This window comes from Streptosporangium amethystogenes subsp. fukuiense (genome assembly GCF_042665875.1).
In the GTDB taxonomy this organism is placed as follows: Bacteria; Actinomycetota; Actinomycetes; order Streptosporangiales; family Streptosporangiaceae; genus Streptosporangium; species Streptosporangium fukuiense.
This window is the reverse complement of the sequence record NZ_JBHTEE010000001.1, coordinates 3,785,363-3,802,582: the sequence shown is the minus strand read 5'-3', so window position 1 is coordinate 3,802,582 and position 17,220 is coordinate 3,785,363. Positions and strand designations below refer to the sequence as shown.

Here is a 17,220-nt window from a genome sequence, read left to right as displayed (position 1 = left end):
CCCGGGTCGTCGTCATCGCGACGGCAGGAGTCTCCTGGCTCCCGGATCAACGCTCACCCCGGCCTTCCCGTCCGTTGCCGGACCGTGGCCTTCGGTGGGGTTCGCTCCCCGGTTACAGTGGCGGGACCGCGCCGGTTTCACACCGGCTTCCTCCCTGCGCCGTCGCCTAGGTCACACTATGCCAGGCGGACATCCGTAAAGAAATGGGAGCTACCATCCACTGCGTGTCAATAACCGACCCTCCCGGAAGAACCCGGGCCGACGCGTGTCCCGGAGCGCTCCAGGTGCACGCCGCGGCCGACGGCGGCCTGGCACGGATCAGGATTCCAGGCGGGGCGCTCACGGCGGGTCAGCTCCGCGTGGTCGCCGCCGCCGCCCGGGAGCTCGGATCCGGCGTGATCGAGCTGACCTCCCGGGCGAACCTCCAGGTGCGCGGCCTCCCGCCGCAGGACGGCGAGCCCCTTCCCGCCGTGCGTCCGGCACCCGGCGACGCGCGCGTTCCGGACGACGCTCGGCGGCCTTCCCCGGCATCCGACCTCGCCGTGCGGCTGGCCGCCGCCGGGCTGCTGCCGTCGGCCACGCATGAGCTGGTACGCAACATCGTGGCCTCACCCCTGGCCGGGCGGGCACCCGCGAGCCTGCTCGACGTCCGTCCGCTCGTGTCCCGGCTGGACGGGGAACTCCGCGCCCGGCCCGTGCTCGCCGACCTGCCCGGCCGGTTCCTCTTCGCGCTCGACGACGGCTCGGGCGACATGGCGGCCCTCGGCGCGGACGTCACACTGCTGCCGGTCGAACCGGTGGACGCCTCGGTGGACGACGTCTCCGAGGTGGCGCTGCTGCTCGCCGGTGCCGACCGGGGGCTGCGCGCACCCGTCTCCTCCGCCGTCACCGGCATGCTCGCGGTCGCCGAGGCGTTCCTGGCCGAGCGCGCCGAGCAGGGGTCGGGCGCGTGGCGGCTCGCCGAGCTGACCGACGGTCCAGGACGGGTCTCGGCCCGCGTTCTCGGGACGGAGCCGGCTCTCCGGCTGTCCGCCCCCGCCGTACGACGGGCGCGGACGGCGGGGGGAGGCACGGTCGGGGTCCTCGCACAGCGTGACGGAAGATCGGCCCTCACCGTTCTCGCCGCGCTCGGGCGGCTCACGGCGGCCCAGCTGGAGGCGCTCGCCCGGGCGGCCGAGCACGGCGGGGGAGAGGTCCGGGTGACGCCGTGGCGGACGATCGTCGTCCCCGACCTGCCGCCGCGGGAGGTCGACGGCCGGCGGGCGGCGCTCGCGGACGCGGGCCTGGTCGGCGACCCGGCGTCACCGTGGCTGGGCCTGACCGCCTGCGTCGGCCGGCCCGGATGCGCGAAGGCCCTCGCCGACGTCCACGCCGACGTCCACGCGGGTGTGCACGCGAACGGCGGCACCGGCTCCGAGTCCGGTGCGGGCGGTCCTGACGGCGTCCGCCCCCCGCGGAGCCGCACCCGTGCGCTTCCCGTGCACTGGTCGGGCTGCGAGCGGCGATGCGGACGCCCGCGCGGCCAGGTCGTGGACGTGGTCGCGACCGGAGACGGATACCGCGTCGAGGCGGACGGCGTGAGCCGTACGTTCGCCGACGCCGAGCAGACGAGCGCCGCGGTGGCGGCGACCAGAGAGGGAAAGTGATCGACTACATCAGGGACGGAGCGGAGATCTACCGCCGCTCCTTCGCCACCATCCGCGCGGAGACGGACCTCGGCGGCATGCCGCCGGGCGTCGCACAGGTCGCGGTCCGCATGGTGCACGCCTGCGGCATGGTCGACCTCGTCAACGACCTCGCGTGGTCGCCGGGAGTCGTCACGGCGGCGCGCGGGGCGCTGCGCGACGGCGCGCCCGTGCTGTGCGACGCCATGATGGTCGCCTCCGGCGTCACCAGGCGGCGGCTGCCGAAGGCGAACGAGGTGATCTGCACGCTCGGCGACCCGCGGGTGCCGGAGCTGGCGCTGCGGCTGGGCACCACCCGCAGCGCCGCGGCGCTGGAGTTGTGGCGCGACCGGCTCGACGGCGCGGTGGTCGCGATCGGCAACGCGCCGACCGCACTGTTCCGCCTGCTCGAACTGGTCGAGGAGGGGGCCGGACGCCCGGCGGCGGTGCTGGGCGTGCCGGTCGGCTTCATCGGGGCCGCGGAGTCGAAGCTGGCCCTGGCCGAGCACCCGGCCGGACTCGACCACCTGGTGGTGCACGGGCGCAGGGGCGGCAGCGCGATGGCGGCGGCCGCGGTCAACGCGGTCGCGAGTGAGGAGGAGTGAGCGGGTTGAGCGGGGATCTCGGGTGCCGGTACGGGGTCGGGCTCGCGATGGCGGCGGCTGTCGTCAACGCGGTCGCGGGTGAGGGGGAGTGAGCGGGTTGAGCGGGGATCTCGGGTGCCGGTACGGGGTCGGGCTCGCGATGGCGGCGGCTGTCGTCAACGCGGTCGCGGGTGAGGGGGAGTGAGCGGGTTGAGCGGGGATCTCGGGTGCCGGTACGGGGTCGGGCTCGCGATGGCGGCGGCTGTCGTCAACGCGGTCGCGGGTGAGGGGGAGTGAGCGGGTTGAGCGGGGATCTCGGGTGCCTGTACGGGGTCGGGCTGGGGCCGGGAGACCCGGAGCTGGTGACGGTGAAGGCGGCCAGGCTGCTCGGTGCGGCCGACGTGATCGCCTACCACAGCGCCCGGCACGGGCGGAGCATCGCCAGGTCGGTGGCCCTGCCCTACCTGCGGGGAGACCAGGTCGAGGAGGCGCTGATCTACCCGGTGACCACCGAGACCACCGACCACCCCGGCGGATACCAGGGCGCGCTCGACGACTTCTACGCCGACTGCGCCGTGCGGCTGGCCGCGCACCTGGACGCCGGACGCGACGTAGTGGTGCTCTGCGAGGGCGACCCGCTCTTCTACGGCTCCTACATGCACATGCACAAGCGGCTCGCGCACCGGTACCCGACCGAGGTGGTGCCGGGAGTGACCTCGGTCAGCGGGGCCGCCGCGGTGCTCGGCCGCCCGCTGGTCGAACGGGACGAGACGCTGACCGTGCTGCCCGGCACGCTCCCGGCGGACGTGCTGGCCGAGCGGCTGGCCGCCGCAGACTCGGCCGCGGTGCTGAAACTCGGCAGGACCTTCGAGAAGGTCCGCGCCGCCTTCGCCGAGGCCGGTCGTCTCGACGACGCCTGGTACGTCGAGCGGGCCACCACCGGCAAGCAGCGCATCGAGCCGCTGGCGGACGTCGACCCCGAGTCGGTCCCCTACTTCTCCCTCGCGCTGCTGCCCAGCCCGCTCACGCCGTTCTCCGCGAAGGCCGCGGCCGACCGCGAGGAGCAGGCCGGAGACGAGCGGCGCGGCGAGGTCGTCGTGGTGGGACTCGGCCCCGCCGGGCGGCCGTGGCTGACCCCCGAGGCGCAGGACGCCCTCGCCCGGGCCGACGAGCTGATCGGCTACGGCCCCTACCTCGATCGGGTGCCGCCCAACCCGCGCCAGCGCCGCCACCCCACGGACAACCGGGTCGAGGCCGAGCGCGCCGCGCACGCGCTGGGGCTGGCCGCCGCCGGATCGCGGGTGGCCGTGGTCTCCTCGGGTGATCCGGGGGTGTTCGCCATGGCCAGCGCGGTGCTCGAGGTCGCGTCCGAGCCGAGGTTCGCCGATGTCGAGGTACGCGTGCTGCCCGGCCTGACCGCCGCCCAGGCGGTGGCCAGTCGCGCCGGGGCCCCGCTGGGCCACGACTTCTGCGTGCTGTCGCTGTCCGACCTGCTCAAGCCGTGGGAGGTCGTCGCGGACCGGATCACCGCCGCGGCACGGGCCGACCTGGTGCTGGCGATCTACAATCCGGCCTCGCGGAGCCGGACCTGGCAGGTGGCCGCCATGCGCGACCTGCTGCTCGAACACCGTTCCCCGCGCACGCCCGTCGTCATCGGGCGGGATGTCGGCGGCCCGCAGGAGAGCGTGCGCGTCGTGGAACTGGCCGATCTCGACCCCGCCGCGATCGACATGCGCTGCCTGCTGATCGTGGGCTCGTCCACCACCCGGCTCACCGAACGCGGCGGACGGCCCGTCGTCTACACCCCGCGCCGTTACCCGGCCTGAGCCTCCACCCAGGCCGCGGCCGCCTCGGCGGTGTCCGCCAGCGGGACACCGCCGGGAACCGGCGGCCGCCGTACGATGACCACCGGAAGCCCCAGCTCCCGAGCGGCGGCCAGCTTGGCGGTGGTCATCTCGCCGCCGCTGTCCTTGGTCACCAGCACCTCGACGCGGTGCTCGCGCATCAGCTCCAGCTCTCCGCGCAGGGTGTACGGCCCCCGGGAGAGCACGACCACCGTCCGGCCGGGCAGCGGTGGGGTGGGCGGATCGACGGACCTGGCCAGGAACCACAGGTCAAGGCCGGTGAACGCGGCCAGGCTGCGGCGGCCGGTGGTGAGGAAGACCCGCCTCCCCAGCTCGGGCAGCAGGCGGGCGGCGGCCTCAAGCGTGGGCACCCAGCGCCAGTCGTCGTCCGGACCCTGCTGCCAGCCGGGGCGGCGCAGCACCAGCAGCGGCACCCCGGTGCCGGCGGAGGCCGCGACGGCCGAGGCGGTCATCCGCCGGGCGAACGGGTGGGTGGCGTCGACGACCAGGTCGATCGCGTGCTCCCGTAGCCACCCGGCGAGCCCCTCGGGGCCGCCGAATCCACCCTCGCGCACCTCGCCGACCGGGAGCCTGGGGTTGGCGACCCGTCCCGCCAGCGAGGACACCACGTGCAGATCCGCCTGCCCGTCCAGCCGGGCGGCCAGCGCCCTGGCCTCCGCGGTGCCGCCCAGGATCAGCAGGCGTCGCATCGGCCGCTCACCCCCGGCACCTGTCCGCCGAGTAGAGGTGGCTGTCGGGGAACGCCGAGGCCGTCAGCACCCGCCCGACCACGATCACCGCCGTCCGCAGCACCCCGGCGGCCCTGACCCGCTCGGCGATGTCGGCCAGGGTGCCCCGCAGGATCACCTCGTCGTCCCTGCTCGCCCGGGCCACCACCGCCACCGGGCAGTCGGCGCCGTAGGCGGGGAGCAGCTCCGCGACGACCGCCTCGATCCGCTGCACGGCCAGGTGCAGCACCATGGTCGCCCGGCTCGCGCCGAGCGTGGCCAGCTCCTCGCCCTGCGGCATCGGCGTGGCACGCGCGGACGTACGGGTGAGGATGACGGACTGCCCGACTCCCGGCACGGTGAGCTCCCGCTTCAGCGAGGCCGCCGCGGCCGCGAAGGCCGGGACGCCCGGCACCACGTCGTACGGGATGCCGAGCGCGTCCAGCCGCCGCATCTGCTCGGCCATCGCGCTGAAGACGGAGGGGTCGCCCGAGTGCAGCCGGGCGACGTCCAGCCCGGCCGCGTGCGCGCCGGCCATCTCGGCGACGATCTCGTCGAGGGTGAGCCCGGCCGTGTCCACCAGCCGTGCCCCGGGTGGGCAGTCGTCCAGCAGCTCGCGCGGCACCAGCGATCCGGCGTACAGGCACACCGGGGACGAGGCGATCACCCGCAGGCCGCGCACCGTGACGAGGTCGGCGGCTCCGGGACCCGCTCCGACGAAACGCACCCTGGCCGTCAAGACTCCTCCTCCTTGACCGGTGACTCTTTGACCGATGACCAGACGGTCACCGGCATCATCGTCCGCCAGCCGGTGAAGCCGCCGACCGGGGCGGCACGGCCGACCGCGAGGCGCACCAGGTCCCCGCCGTACCTGCCGTACCAGTCGGCCACCACCGCCTCGGACTCCAGGGTCACCGCGTTGACCACCAGCCTGCCGCCCGGCCTGAGCGCCGCCCAGCAGGTGCTAAGCACCCCGGGGGCCGTCGCGCCGCCGCCGACGAAGACGGCGTCGGGCGTGGCCAGCCCGGCGAGCGCGCCGGGGGCCGCGCCGACGACGATCTCCAGCTCGGGCACTCCCAGTGCGGCGGCGTTGCGCGCGGCCCGCTCCGCCCGGTCCCGGCGGCTCTCCACCGCCACGGCCCGGCACGCGGGATGGCAGCGCATCCACTCGATCGCGATGCTCCCCGCACCCGCGCCGACGTCCCACAGCAGCTCGCCGGGGACGGGCGCGAGGCGGGACAGGGTGACCGCCCGCACCTCGCGCTTGGTCAGCTGCCCGTCGTGCTCGAACGCCTCGTCCGGCAGCCCGGGGACGCGGGGGAGCGGGACGTGTCCCGGGTCAGACATTGCCGAGCACCCGGGTCACCTGGATCTCGATCACGACACGGTCGGGGTTCACCCGGGGGGCGCGGTAGCGCAGCGTGTACCGGCGCTCGGCGTCGGCGACCTCCTCGGGGGTGTCCCGGAGCACCGCACGCCCCTCCAGGGTGGACCAGCGCCGCCCGTCGACCTGGCAGACGGCGGCCGGCGCGCCCGCCGGACCCGCGGCGGCCACCAGCCGGGCCTTGTACGACCCGCGCGAGGTGATGACCCGGGCGATCGCCGTGCCGGCGTCGAGTGTCACCCCGACGGGCACCACGTGCGGCGTCCCGTCGGAGCGGACGGTGGTCAGCGTGCACAGGTGCCGCTCATGCCAGAACGCGTCGAATCCCTCGCCGAGTCCGGCCAGGTCCGGTCGCGTGGCCCCCACAAGCATCACATCATCCCAATGGTCGTCGGTACGTTCGCCCGGTGACGAACCCCCGTCACACCGTCGCGGGGTGCCGCCCCCTCCCGGTGCCGGGCGGGGCACGCCGCACGTCACCCGTGGCGGGGCCAGAGTGTACTTGGAGACGGAGGCGACGGCCGAGGCCAGGGTCCCGAGCGGCACCGGGCCGGGTACCGCGTGGGCGAGGCCGCCGCCCGGATCAGACCGGATCAGACCGGATCAGACCGGGTCGGACGACCCGGACCCGCTCGGCAGCAGCAGCGCGACCAGCACGCCCACCCCGCACAGGGCGGCGGTGATCAGGAAGATCTCGCTGTACTCGGTGTGCAGCGCCGCCCTGACCTTCCCCTCGTACTCGGCGAGCCGGGTGGCGTACACGGCCGGGTCCACGCCGAAGGGCAGCGGTGTGTCCAGGTCCGCGGTGAGGGACTGGAAGCGGTGGAAGCCCCAGGCGGACAGCGCGGCGACACCGAGCAGCATGCCCATCATCCGGGCCACGACCACCGCCGCCGAGGCCACCCCGTGCTGGACGGCGGGGACGGCGCGCAGCACCGCGGAGGAGACCGGTGCGATCACCAGACCCAGACCCAGACCGGCGACGATCAGGTCGGCGTCCATCCGGTACCCGGCCGAGGCGAGGTCCAGTGGCCACTGGCCGATGCGCACGTAGCCGACCGCGGCCAGCGCCAGCCCGATCACCGTCACCGCGCGCTCACCGTACCGGCGGGACGCCAGGCCGCCCACCAGAGCGGCCACCGAGAGCGCGACCAGGAAGCGCGACAGCACCAGGGCGCCGTCCAGGGTGTCCAGGCGCAGCAGGGTCTGGGCCGACAGCTGCACGTCGACCAGGGTGACCAGCAGCGCGGCACCGGTCAGGAAGCTCACTCCGAGCGTGGCGAAGAACGGGCCGCGCAGCACCCCCGCCATGTCGATCAACCGGGTTCTGGCACGCATCTCCCACGCGACGAACACGGCGCCGGACACGACCCCGCCGACGATCGCCGGCAGGCCCCAGGGCGGGAGGACCGCCTTGCTCGGGTCGGGGTTGTAGAGACCGGCCACGAGCAGGCCGAGCGCGAGCGCCAGCAGCAGCCCGCCGACCACGTCGACGCGGCCGCCGCCGGCGCCGCTCCGGTCACGGCCGGGGGGCGGCACCGACCGATGTACGGCGACCGCGGCCAGGGCCACCAGCGGGATGTTCAGCCAGAAGATCGACCGCCAGCCGCCGAGTTGCACGCCGCCGAACTGGAGGGTGGGCGGGACCAGGGCGGCGAGGGCCGCGCCGTACAGGGGGCCCAGCACGCTGCCGAGCTCCTGGGCCGATCCCACCGCGCCGAGCGCCACCGGACGCTCGTCCTCATCCCACAGATCTCCGATCAGAGCCATGGTGATGGGCAGCAGCGCACCGCCGGCGACCCCCTGCAGGGCCCGTCCGGCGACCAGCCAGGGCACCGTCTCACCCAGCGCGGTGACCACCGAGCCCACCGCGAAGCCCGCCAGGCAGAGCTGGATGAGCGGGCGCCTGCCGTACCGGTCGGAGAGCTGGCCGAGCAGCGGCATGGCCGCGATGTAGCCGAGCAGGAAGCCGGTGACGATCGGGGTGGCCCGCTCCATGTGGTTGAGCGGGACGTCGACGTCCTTGGCGATGTCGACGAGGACCGTGACCACGACGTACGCGTCCAGCGCCGCCAGCAGCACCGCGGTGCCGCCGACGCCGAGAGCGGCCCGTCGCCGGGCCGTCCGGCCACCGTCCTCCGAGACGGCGCGGGTCGCCATCACTGGGCCGGAGCGGTGACCTGGACCGGCACGTCGTAGTCGCCGAAGACCACGATCACCTTGCCGCCGGTCAGTGGCAGATCCGCCTTGAGCAGGCGGCTGGTGGTCTTGTCGATCCAGAGCGTGCCGTCCACGCTCTGCGCGAGGCCGGGCACCATCGTGGCGAGCACCTGCTGGGAGAGCGTCGCCGAGACCCGGTAGGAGTCGACGCCGTTCACCTTCTCGGCCGCCTGGGTCTTCGGGTCCAGCGCGTTGCTCAGCAACTGTACGAGGCCCCTCTCCGGGTTGAGGATGGCGGACGGGTCGTAGATCGCCGCCAGCTGGCTCCGTGACATCTTCTGGAAGCCTCCGGTCACCCCCTTGAAGTGGACGGTCTCCCCGATCAGCACGAAGCTGATCTCCTGGAGGCTGCCCGCCACGTCGATCTGGATGGTGCCGTCCGCGTCGCCGGTCCCGCTGAGGCGGCCGGAGGCCTTCTTGACCGGCACCGCGGGAGTGCCCTCGGTCTCCATGGAGAAGGTCGCCGACTTCACGGCACGTGTCGCCTCCGCGGACTTCTTGACCAGCTCGGCTCCGCTGGGGAGGGCCGTCGTAGCGTCGGAGGCGTTGCCGCCGCTGCAGGCGGTGACCAGGGAGCACGCGGTGAGCACCGCGGCGATGAAGATCCGGCGAGCAGACATGGGCGGATCGTAACGACAGCGTGGTCTAGTAAGGGAGTACGGGCGGTATCGGTTTCGCGTCAGCGAAAGTTTTTGAGGTGCTCCACCACCGGAGCGTAGGCGATTTCCAGCTCGATCAGCTGATCGTCGGTGAGCAGGTCGATGAAATGCCGGCGTACGCCGGCCACGTGGTGCGGCGCGACCCTGTTGATGGTGTCCCAGCCGTGCTCGGTGAGGACGGCGAAGGTGCCGCGCCGGTCATCGGCGCAGGTCTCCCTGGCGACCAGCTCGGCCTTCTCCATCCGGGAGATCTGGTGCGACAGCCGGCTGCGGGACTGGATCGTGGCGTCCGCCAGGTCGCTCATCCGCATGCGGTGCCCGGGGGTCTCCGACAGGTTCACCAGGATCTCGTAGTCGTTCACCGAGAGCCCGAAGGGCTGTAGTTCGCGGTCGAGGCGGTGTTCGAGGAGTTTGTGCGCGGCGAGGTGGGCACGCCACGCGCGCTGCTCGACTGACGACAGCCAGCGAGGCGTCTCGTCGTTCACCGGTCGCTCACCACTCTCGTTCCCCGCGCCGGTGACTTCGGCGGGTCCGCCCCCCGGCCGACCACTCCGTTCGCCGGGCGAGGCCTGCTGCAGGGTCATGGATCAGAACCTACCTCAGAAGGCGCCGATCACTCGTGGTAGGCGGCGTCAGCGCGGCCGGAGGGGGTTCTCTCCGTCGTCAATCGCTCTTCTTACTCGGCGACGGTGCCGGGGATGACGTCGGGGACGGCTCGGCGGTCTCGCCGTTCGGGTCGGTGACCAGTTCCTCGGCGGCGCCCATCACCGTGGCCGCGTTCACCTTCCACTGGCCCCCCGTCTTGATCAGGCTCAGCTCCATGTACGTGCCGAGCATGCGCCGGGTCCCGGCCGTGCTCGTGACCTGGGAGTCGACCACCGTGATCGCCTTCGCCCTGCCCTCGCCGACCTCTGAGACGTAGACGCCGCGGATCGAGGCCGAAGAGCGCGCCCGCATCGTGATGATCACGCTTTCGAGCGGGCTGAACGCCTCGTTGTAGGTCTTCTCGAAGTCCTCGCCGGAGATGGCGAAGACCCGGTCGCGGTAGGCCTGCAGGTCGGTGTGGTCGTAGGTCTGCAGGGCCACGGCGAACTCGCCCGCCCGGGTGGACACCGCCCCGCGGTCGGCCTTCTCCCGCGCCAGCCGGTCGGCGGCCGTCCACTGGAGCACCGCGGTGGTCGCGGTCGCCGCGAACAGCATGACCGCGACGGCACCGGCCAGCCTGCCGCGCCACGTGCTGAATCCGCTCTTTTCCCGGTCCGCGGCTCCGTGCTCCCGCTCGGGGTCCGCGTTCGCTCCGGCGGAGGGTCCGGCCTTCGTCTCGTCAGCGGCCTCCTGGCCCTGCTTCTGCTCGGGAACCGGAGCGTCCTCCTCCGCGCTCGTCCCGGTGGAGGGTCCGGCCTCCGTCTCCTCAGCGGATTCCCGGTCCTGGTCCGGAGTGTCCTCGGCGGGGTCGTGCCGGCGCTGTTCCGACGTGCGGGGGGTGGGGGTCAAGGGCTTACTCCTGTTCACGGCGGCGGGAGGCCCGGCCGACGGCGATCCAGCCGAGCACACCGCCGGAGACGACGACCGCGGCGAAGATCGCAACGATGAGGGGGGTCATGTCCTGGGAGGACTCAGGGGTCCGGTCGGCGTCCGCGGCCGGTACCGGCTCCTGGCTCTCCTCGGGCGCCGGCGTCGCGTCGCCTGGTTCGGCGGTCGCTCCGTCCGCCGAGTCGTCGGCGGTTCCTTCGGTGTTCTCGTCGCGGGGAGCCTCCTCGTCCCTTCCGACCGCCACCTTGCTCGCGGGCCCCTTCGGGCAGGTACGGAGCTTGGGGATCGTCGGGGGAGCCAGCGGGTTGCGATACTCCCGCGCGGCCTTGGGGCCGCCGGGGACGCTGAAGATGAACGCGGTCCTGCCGTACAGGCCGCCGGCCTGCCTGTCGCCCACGTCGGCGAGCAGCGCCTGTGCGGTGGGTATGTTGCGGAGCAGGCGGTTGACGTTGTCGGGGGCGGCGCCGCCGAACACCTTGCCGGGTTTGATGCCTCCGGCGGTCAGCACGCAGGAAAGGCCGGGGCGCGCGGTGGTGAGCAGGGTGTTGACCTGCCGGAAGAAGCTCGGTCCGTGGTCGAGGGCGGCGTTCAGCTGTTTGCGGGAGTCGCGGATGGCCTGGGTCACCCCGGCCAGGTCCTGCACCCCCTCGGACAGTTTCTCGCGTCGGCCCGCCAGGGTCCCGGTGAGCCTGGTGAGCTGCACCGACAGCTCGTCCAGCACGTCGGTGTTGTCGGCGAGGGTCGCGGTGAGGTCGTGCGCGTTGTCGACGATCTCCCGGATCGAGGTCGTCCGCCCGTTCAGCCCGGCCGCCAGCTCTCCCACGATGGTCCGGGCGTCCTCGGCCGGCACCGCGTCGAGCAGCTTGCCGATTCCGTCGAACAGTTTCCGGTAGTCGAGCGGCACCGAGGTGCTGGCCAGCGGGATGGTGGCGCCCGCGGCCAGGACGGCGCCCCCACCGGCTCCGCCTTCGGGCGGGGAGATCTCCACGTACGGCTCGCCGACGGCGGACTTACGGCGCACCTCGGCGGTGACGTCCCGGGGCAGTCGCACCCCGCGATCGATGCTCAGCGCGACAACGATCTTGCCGGGGGCCAGCTGCACGCCGCTGATCCGGCCGATCCGCACACCGAGGTAGGCCACGTCGAAGCCCTCCACCAGGCCGGGGGAGGAGAGGAACTCGGCGTTGATCCGGTACGGCCGCTCGACGAGGTCGAGCTTGATGATGGTGGTGAACGCCCACACGGTCATCACGACGCCGAGTACCACGAAGAAGCCGAGGTTGATCCAGATGCGGTTCCTCATCGCGGCGGCCCCAGCAGCAGGCGGAAGTCGTCCACCGAGTTGGGCAGGCGGGGCCGCTCGCTCTTCTTCGGCTCGGACACCAGCAGTCCTTTCAGCCACACGGAGATCAGCAACTGGCCGTTCACCACGAGCGGTGGCTGGTCGAGGAAGCTCTGCACCCGGCTCACCAGCAGCTTCAGGTCCTCCTTGCCGCGTACCGCGGAGGCGGAGACCGCGTCGAGTTCGCGCAGCAGGGTGCGCAGCCGGGCCTCGTGCCTGGGATAGATGGTGTCGTTGGCCTCGCGGGCCAGCGCGGTGAGTTCTTTGAGGGTCTTCTTGATGTGCCTGCGGCCGTGGTTCAGGCGGGTGGTGGCGTCGGCGAGCGTGCCGGGCAGCCGGTCCAGCTCCGCGGTGCCCTTGGCGAGTTCGTCGCCGAGCCTGGCCAGGCCGTCGATGGTACGGGCCAGGTCCTCGCGGGACTGCGCGTAGGCGGTGGTGACCTCGGTGGTCTGCCGCAGGAGCCGGTTGAGGTCCTTGCCCTTGCCGCCGATCCCGGTCGCCGCCGCGTCCAGGACGGCGTTCACGTCCTGGGCGCCGAGCGCGTCGATGAGCGGCCCGGCCCGTTCGGTGACCTGCTCGATGTCGGGCTTGACGGAGGTCACGGCGATGGCCGAGCCGTTCCGCAGGAACGGCCCCGTCGTCATGTCCCGTCCTTCGGGAAGATCCAGTTCGACGTAGTTCTCGCCGAGGATCGAGGTCTTGGCGACGACGGCGCTCGTCCCCTCGGGCACCTGGTTGCCGTCCTCGATGGACATGGTGACCTTCGCCCGGTAGCCCTCCAGCCGGATGTCGGTCACGCTGCCCACCCGCACGTCGGAGACCTGCACGCTGTGCCCGGCGACCAGACTCTGCACGTCGTCGAAGGTCGCGGTCAGGGTGAGCCCGCCGGTCGGCGCGCCCAGGGTCTGCAGGCTGCACGCCGTGCCCAGCCAGAGCACGGCCAGCCCGGCGGCCGGGCGGGTCCACCACCGCCACCGGTCCGCGATCCTTCGTCCCATGCCCGGCGGTGGCGCCGATGGACTCTCGGTCCGATCCCGTACCACCGCGCCCATCAGCGGCCCTTCCCGTTCTTCTGCCAGGGGCAGTTGCTCAGCTCTCCCGGCAGGCAGGGCACCCTGCCCAGGCCCAGGGCCTCGAAGAGCGGGGTCAGCCAGGCCCGGGTCAGGGCGTTGAGCACCACACGGATCTTGAGCACGTGGTTCTTCCTGTCCCACGACAGGATCATGTTGTCGAGGAACTTCCTGGTGCTCTTGATACCTTCGGCCACCGACTCGCTGTTGACCTTGAGGGTCAGCACCAGCTCGGCCAGGTTGGCCACCCCCCTGGGCAGCCGTTCCTGGTACGCCTCGATCAGCACGTCACCGCGCTGCACGAGCTCCGCCAGGCCGGTGATGAAGCGTTTCATCCGCTGCCGCTCGTCGGCGAGGGTGGCACCGGCCTCGGCGAAGGCGTCGATGGTGGTCTTCACCTGCTTCTCACGCCTGTTGAGGTTGGTGGCGATCCGGTTGAGTCCTTTGGCCAGCTCGATCAGCTGCTCGTCCTGCCCGGCGAGGGTGCGGGTCAGTGCGGCGGCGTCGGCGAGCGCGCCGTTGATCTGGGTGCCCCGGCCCCTGACGGTGTCGGCCAGGTTGCCGGCCACATCGCCCATCTTGTCGGTGTCGAGGGCGTCGGTGAGCTTGGTGAACGCCTCCAGGGCGTCGTCGATCTCCACCGGCAGGTCGGTCCGCTCCAGCGGGATCACCGTATTGGGGGCGATCTTCGGTTTGCCGGGCGTCCAGGGCGGGTGGAGCACCACGTTCCGTTCGCCCAGCGTGTTCTGCGCGGCCACGACGGCGTTGACATCGGCGGGCAGCGGTACCTCACCGTCGATCAGCAGGTCCGCCCGGACCCGGTCGCCCTCGACCGTGAGCTTCTGCACGGTTCCCGCGTCCAGGCCCAGCACCTTGACCTTCGCCTGCTCGTACAGCGAGGGCGCCGCGCTGAAGTAGGCGGTCAGCCGGTAGGGGCCGGCCCCGCCCGGCAGCAGCGAACACCCTCCGGTGGAGGCCAGCAGCACTCCCGCGAGCAGCGCCGCGATCCCCCTGCGCGCCGGGGACCACGCCGCGGCGCGGGCGCGGTGCGGGCGGCTCGCTCCCTGCTGTCCCTGTGCTGTCAACGGCTGTTCCTGTCCTTGCGGATGGCGGCGAGCACTTCGGGGTCGATCGGTCCCAGCCCGGTGGCGATGGCCTCCACCCACGGCCCGTGACCGCCGGCCGCGGCGAGCCCGGAGAAGGTGGGGCCGACCCAGGCGAGAACCGAGTTGAGGTTCTTGCCGCTGGTGGAGTCGAGGCGGTTACTGATGGCGGTCACGTCGTCGAGCACCGTGATCAGGTCCTTCTCGTGCCGGTTGACCAGGGTGGTGATGCTGCCGACCAGGTCGCTGCCGTCGCCGAGCAGCGACTTCAGCTCGTCACGGCGGAGTCGCAGCTCGTTGAGCATGACCTCGATCGAGTCGATCAGGCGGCCGATCTGCGCGTCCTTCTTCTCCAGCACATCCATGATCTTGTTGCCGTTGTCCAGCAGCCGCCGCAGCTGGGGCTCGCTCTCGCTGATGATCTCCGACAGCTCGCCGATGTTGTCCAGCAGCCTGCTGACCCTGCCCTGGCGGGCGGGCTTGAGCTCCGCCAGCTCGGCCAGCAGCTTGTCGACGGAGTCGGTGTCGAGCCGCTGCGCCAGCCGGGTCGCGTCCTTGAGCGCGTCGGTGATCAGCACGGGGGTGCTCGTCCGGGACATGGGGATCCGGCGCCGCTCCTCGGGCAGCTCGTCCATGTACGGGCGGGTGACCGGCCCGGTGAGCCTGACGTAGCGCCCGCCCAGCAGGTTGGACAGGGCGATCTCGGCCCGGGTCTGCGGGCCGAGCCTGATCCCGTCGTCCACCCTCCAGGTCACCACGACGTGCCCCTGGGAGTAGTCGGCACGGACCCCGGTGACCTTGCCGACCGTCACCCCCGCCACCCGGACGTCGTTGCCGGAACGCAGCCCGGCCGAGTCGGGCAGCACCGCCGACATCGTGTATCCCCCCTCCAGCAGCCCCAGGTTGCCGATGAGGAAGGTGACGGCCAGCACGACGGCGAGGACCGCCATCGAGACCAGGCCGACGAGGGTCCTGTCGCGGTCGCGGAACGACTTGAGCGCCATCAGGGCCCCACCAGAACCCGCCGAAGGTCACCGGTGTCGGACAGCTTGAAGGAGCCGCGCAGCGGCGGAGGGCTCTTCATCGGGTACGGGCAGGGCAGCGGGCCGAGCGCGAAGCAGGGCACGTACGCGGTGACGAAGTCGCCCTGCGCGGTCACCTGGAACGAGCGCCGCATCGGCGGGGGGAGCGTGCCGAGCAGCTTCTCCACACCGCCGATGTTGCGCCGGAAGCCGCCGGTGAACCGGGTCAGACGGCCCACCACCCGGCCGAGCTCCTGGGAGTTCGCGCCGAGCACCCGGTCGCTGACCCTGACCGTGGTGGACAGTTCCACCAGGGCGTCGTCGACCAGTTCGCGGTTACGGGCGAACGCGCCGGTCAGCGCGACCAGGTTGTCGACCAGCTGGGCTATCTGCCGGTCCCTGCGGGCGACGACGTCGGTCACCGTGGCGTAGTCCTCCAGCAGCCCCTGGATGACCTTCTTGCGTTCGGCGATCGTGCCGGTCAGGTCGTCGAGGTTGTCGACCAGCTTGGGGATGTTCTCCTGGTTGCCGTCCAGCGCCTCGCCCGCCGCGGTCAGCAACCGGTTGATCTGCTCGGGGTCGAGGCTGCGGGTGAGCGGGCCCAGGTCGCTGACGAGCTCGCCGATGTCGACCACCGAACTCGTCCGCTCCACGCGGGCGCCGTCGCCGAGCGTCCTGTCCGCGGTGCCCGGCTCCAGGTAGACCACCCGCTGCCCGATCGTGTTGCGCCAGCGGATCGAGGCCGAGCTGTCGGTTGGAACCCGGACGTCCGTCCGTACGTTGAGCGTGACCTCGGCCCGGCCGGCGACCACCTCGATCGTGCCGACCTGCCCGACGGGCGCACCCGCGATCTTCACCTGGTCTCCCTCGTGCAGACCGGAGACGTCGTCGAAGGTGGCGACGAGGCTGTAGGAGTCGCCCACGTTCACCCTGGCGATCTGGCCGCCGATCAGGATGATCAGCGTGCCCGTCACCAGGAGGAAGAGCGCGAACTTGCCCAGTGTCCAGCGGCGCTGAACCTGCTCCGCGGATCCGGCCACGCGTTCACCCGCCCTTCGTGGAGCCGCACGCGCCGACGAAGAGCTCGCACACGTCCGTCGAGATGAAGGTCTCCATCTTGATCTGGGCGGTACCGTTCGGGCCCTGCCCCGAGGCCAGGTCGTTGAGCGCGGAGAGCAGCTGGTTCAGCCCTCGCACACCGTCCCCGACGATGCCGAGCTGCGCGTACAGCAGGGAGGCGAGGCGTTCACCGGAGTTGACGGCGGCTTTGAGGTCGCCGCGGTGCTTGCGCAGACCGTGCGCGCTCAGGTGGGAGAGATCGTCGAACTCCTTGAGCAGGGCGCGTACCTTGTCGGCCCGCTTCAGCAGGTCGGGGGTGATCACGTTGGTGTTCGCGGAGATGGCCACCAGCTCGTCGCCCTTGTCGGCGAGGGACGTGCTGAGGTCCCCGGCGTCGCCGATGAACCGCCGGAAGTCGGCGCGGTGCCGATGGGCCACCCCGATGATCTTCCCGGCGTCGTCGACGATCGCCCGCAGCTGCGGACCCTTGCCGTCCAGGCCCCGGCCAAGGGTGTGCACGATGGTCGTGACGTCCTGCGGGTCGATCGCCTTCAGCCCCTCGTACGCGTCGGTGAGGGAGTCCGACAGGTCGGAGGGGGCCTCGGTCCTGGTGATGACCGCGCCGCTGAGCAGGTAGGGGCCGGAGGTCTCGCCGGAGCCGGGGACGAGGTTGACGAACTTGGGGCCGAAGACCGAGCTCGGCTCGATCGTGGCGGTGACGCTCTGGGGCACCCTGACCCCGGGATCCACATAGATGGCGACCACGGCCTGGCCCTGCCGGTTCAGGGTGACCGAGCTGACCCCGCCCACCGTGATGCCGCGGATCTTGACGGGGGAGTTGGGGTCCAGGCCCTGGCCCGAGCGGGTGAACACCGCGCTCAGCCGGGTGCCGCTCACCTCGGCCGCACCCCGCACCACCAGGAGGACGGATCCGGCCAGGACCAGCAGCACGGCGACCGAGATCGCCAGTCTGATCGGCAGCGCCACCTCGCCCCTGGTCGCCATCGG

16 protein-coding genes, 1 pseudogene and 1 riboswitch are annotated in these 17,220 nt (G+C 72.4%); of the genes and pseudogenes, 3 read left to right on the top strand and 14 right to left on the bottom strand.

Translation table 11 applies throughout. The features are described from left to right. Nucleotides 1–8 precede the first annotated feature (8 nt). Nucleotides 9–210: riboswitch (cobalamin riboswitch) on the bottom strand. A 14-nt stretch (nucleotides 211–224) separates the two neighbouring features. From ACFQVD_RS16010 to ACFQVD_RS16000, 3 genes are all read left to right on the top strand, one after another. Continuing rightward, a complete protein-coding gene (locus tag ACFQVD_RS16010) occupies nucleotides 225–1,646 on the top strand; it encodes a precorrin-3B synthase (RefSeq protein WP_386368551.1) in 1,422 nt (473 codons plus the stop codon). Continuing rightward, nucleotides 1,643–2,269, top strand: a complete 627-nt coding sequence (locus ACFQVD_RS16005) for a precorrin-8X methylmutase (protein WP_343963722.1) — start codon at nucleotides 1,643–1,645, stop codon at nucleotides 2,267–2,269. The genes ACFQVD_RS16010 and ACFQVD_RS16005 overlap by 4 nt, the downstream gene beginning before the upstream one ends. A 281-nt stretch (nucleotides 2,270–2,550) precedes the next feature. Beyond that, a complete protein-coding gene (locus tag ACFQVD_RS16000) occupies nucleotides 2,551–4,074 on the top strand; it encodes a precorrin-2 C(20)-methyltransferase (RefSeq protein WP_343963724.1) in 1,524 nt (507 codons plus the stop codon). Here ACFQVD_RS16000 and ACFQVD_RS15995 read toward each other — a convergent pair. From ACFQVD_RS15995 to ACFQVD_RS15930, 14 genes and pseudogenes are all read right to left on the bottom strand, one after another. Further along, nucleotides 4,062–4,802 (bottom strand): cobalt-precorrin-6A reductase, encoded by a 741-nt coding sequence (locus ACFQVD_RS15995; protein ID WP_364149686.1) that lies wholly within the window; start codon nucleotides 4,800–4,802, stop codon nucleotides 4,062–4,064. The two genes, ACFQVD_RS16000 and ACFQVD_RS15995, sit on opposite strands and share 13 nt — an antisense overlap. Before the next feature lie 7 nt (nucleotides 4,803–4,809). Continuing rightward, nucleotides 4,810–5,559, bottom strand: coding sequence for a precorrin-4 C(11)-methyltransferase (cobM, locus tag ACFQVD_RS15990; RefSeq protein ID WP_364149688.1), 750 nt, complete (start codon nucleotides 5,557–5,559; stop codon nucleotides 4,810–4,812). Next, nucleotides 5,556–6,161: pseudogene (gene cbiT, locus ACFQVD_RS15985) on the bottom strand (precorrin-6Y C5,15-methyltransferase (decarboxylating) subunit CbiT); the annotation flags it as partial. The pseudogene cbiT and the gene cobM, both read right to left, overlap by 4 nt. Then, nucleotides 6,160–6,576 (bottom strand): pyridoxamine 5'-phosphate oxidase family protein, encoded by a 417-nt coding sequence (locus tag ACFQVD_RS15980; protein ID WP_343963730.1) that lies wholly within the window; start codon nucleotides 6,574–6,576, stop codon nucleotides 6,160–6,162. The gene ACFQVD_RS15980 and the pseudogene cbiT, both read right to left, overlap by 2 nt. Before the next feature lie 231 nt (nucleotides 6,577–6,807). Continuing rightward, a complete protein-coding gene (locus ACFQVD_RS15975; RefSeq protein WP_386271422.1) occupies nucleotides 6,808–8,364 on the bottom strand; it encodes an MFS transporter in 1,557 nt (518 codons plus the stop codon). Further along, on the bottom strand, nucleotides 8,364–9,044 hold the full coding sequence (locus ACFQVD_RS15970) for an LppX_LprAFG lipoprotein (RefSeq protein ID WP_343963734.1): 681 nt from the start codon (nucleotides 9,042–9,044) through the stop codon (nucleotides 8,364–8,366). The genes ACFQVD_RS15975 and ACFQVD_RS15970 overlap by 1 nt, the downstream gene beginning before the upstream one ends. Nucleotides 9,045–9,103: 59 nt before the next feature. Then, nucleotides 9,104–9,667: a MarR family winged helix-turn-helix transcriptional regulator gene (locus ACFQVD_RS15965; RefSeq protein ID WP_343963736.1), complete on the bottom strand. Its 564-nt coding sequence runs from the start codon at nucleotides 9,665–9,667 to the stop codon at nucleotides 9,104–9,106. Nucleotides 9,668–9,746: 79 nt separating this feature from the next. Further along, nucleotides 9,747–10,577 carry a hypothetical protein gene (locus ACFQVD_RS15960; RefSeq protein ID WP_343963738.1) on the bottom strand — a complete coding sequence of 277 codons (831 nt, stop codon included), beginning with the start codon at nucleotides 10,575–10,577 and terminating at the stop codon, nucleotides 9,747–9,749. Nucleotides 10,578–10,581: 4 nt separating this feature from the next. Continuing rightward, a complete protein-coding gene (locus ACFQVD_RS15955) occupies nucleotides 10,582–11,919 on the bottom strand; it encodes an MCE family protein (protein ID WP_343963740.1) in 1,338 nt (445 codons plus the stop codon). Beyond that, on the bottom strand, nucleotides 11,916–12,956 hold the full coding sequence (locus ACFQVD_RS15950) for an MCE family protein (protein WP_343963742.1): 1,041 nt from the start codon (nucleotides 12,954–12,956) through the stop codon (nucleotides 11,916–11,918). Before ACFQVD_RS15950 ends, ACFQVD_RS15955 begins: the two co-directional genes overlap by 4 nt. A gap of 53 nt (nucleotides 12,957–13,009) precedes the next feature. Beyond that, nucleotides 13,010–14,113, bottom strand: a complete 1,104-nt coding sequence (locus tag ACFQVD_RS15945) for an MCE family protein (RefSeq protein ID WP_343963744.1) — start codon at nucleotides 14,111–14,113, stop codon at nucleotides 13,010–13,012. Then, nucleotides 14,110–15,135 (bottom strand): MlaD family protein, encoded by a 1,026-nt coding sequence (locus ACFQVD_RS15940; protein ID WP_343963746.1) that lies wholly within the window; start codon nucleotides 15,133–15,135, stop codon nucleotides 14,110–14,112. The genes ACFQVD_RS15945 and ACFQVD_RS15940 overlap by 4 nt, the downstream gene beginning before the upstream one ends. Further along, nucleotides 15,135–16,193 (bottom strand): MlaD family protein, encoded by a 1,059-nt coding sequence (locus ACFQVD_RS15935; protein WP_343963748.1) that lies wholly within the window; start codon nucleotides 16,191–16,193, stop codon nucleotides 15,135–15,137. Before ACFQVD_RS15935 ends, ACFQVD_RS15940 begins: the two co-directional genes overlap by 1 nt. Nucleotides 16,194–16,197: 4 nt before the next feature. After that, nucleotides 16,198–17,217 (bottom strand): MlaD family protein, encoded by a 1,020-nt coding sequence (locus tag ACFQVD_RS15930; protein WP_343963750.1) that lies wholly within the window; start codon nucleotides 17,215–17,217, stop codon nucleotides 16,198–16,200. Nucleotides 17,218–17,220 lie beyond the last annotated feature (3 nt).

Bases quoted from the DNA above. Each gene is read 5' to 3' on its own strand.
- ACFQVD_RS15995 (WP_364149686.1), bottom strand. From the start codon at position 4,802: ATGCGACGCCTGCTGATCCTGGGCGGCACCGCGGAGGCCAGGGCGCTG.
- ACFQVD_RS15980 (WP_343963730.1), bottom strand. From the start codon at position 6,576: ATGCTTGTGGGGGCCACGCGACCGGACCTGGCCGGACTCGGCGAGGGA.
- ACFQVD_RS15975 (WP_386271422.1), bottom strand. From the start codon at position 8,364: ATGGCGACCCGCGCCGTCTCGGAGGACGGTGGCCGGACGGCCCGGCGA.
- ACFQVD_RS15970 (WP_343963734.1), bottom strand. From the start codon at position 9,044: ATGTCTGCTCGCCGGATCTTCATCGCCGCGGTGCTCACCGCGTGCTCC.
- ACFQVD_RS15965 (WP_343963736.1), bottom strand. From the start codon at position 9,667: ATGACCCTGCAGCAGGCCTCGCCCGGCGAACGGAGTGGTCGGCCGGGG.
- ACFQVD_RS15955 (WP_343963740.1), bottom strand. From the start codon at position 11,919: ATGAGGAACCGCATCTGGATCAACCTCGGCTTCTTCGTGGTACTCGGC.
- ACFQVD_RS15950 (WP_343963742.1), bottom strand. From the start codon at position 12,956: ATGGGACGAAGGATCGCGGACCGGTGGCGGTGGTGGACCCGCCCGGCC.
- ACFQVD_RS15940 (WP_343963746.1), bottom strand. From the start codon at position 15,135: ATGGCGCTCAAGTCGTTCCGCGACCGCGACAGGACCCTCGTCGGCCTG.
- ACFQVD_RS15930 (WP_343963750.1), bottom strand. From the start codon at position 17,217: ATGGCGACCAGGGGCGAGGTGGCGCTGCCGATCAGACTGGCGATCTCG.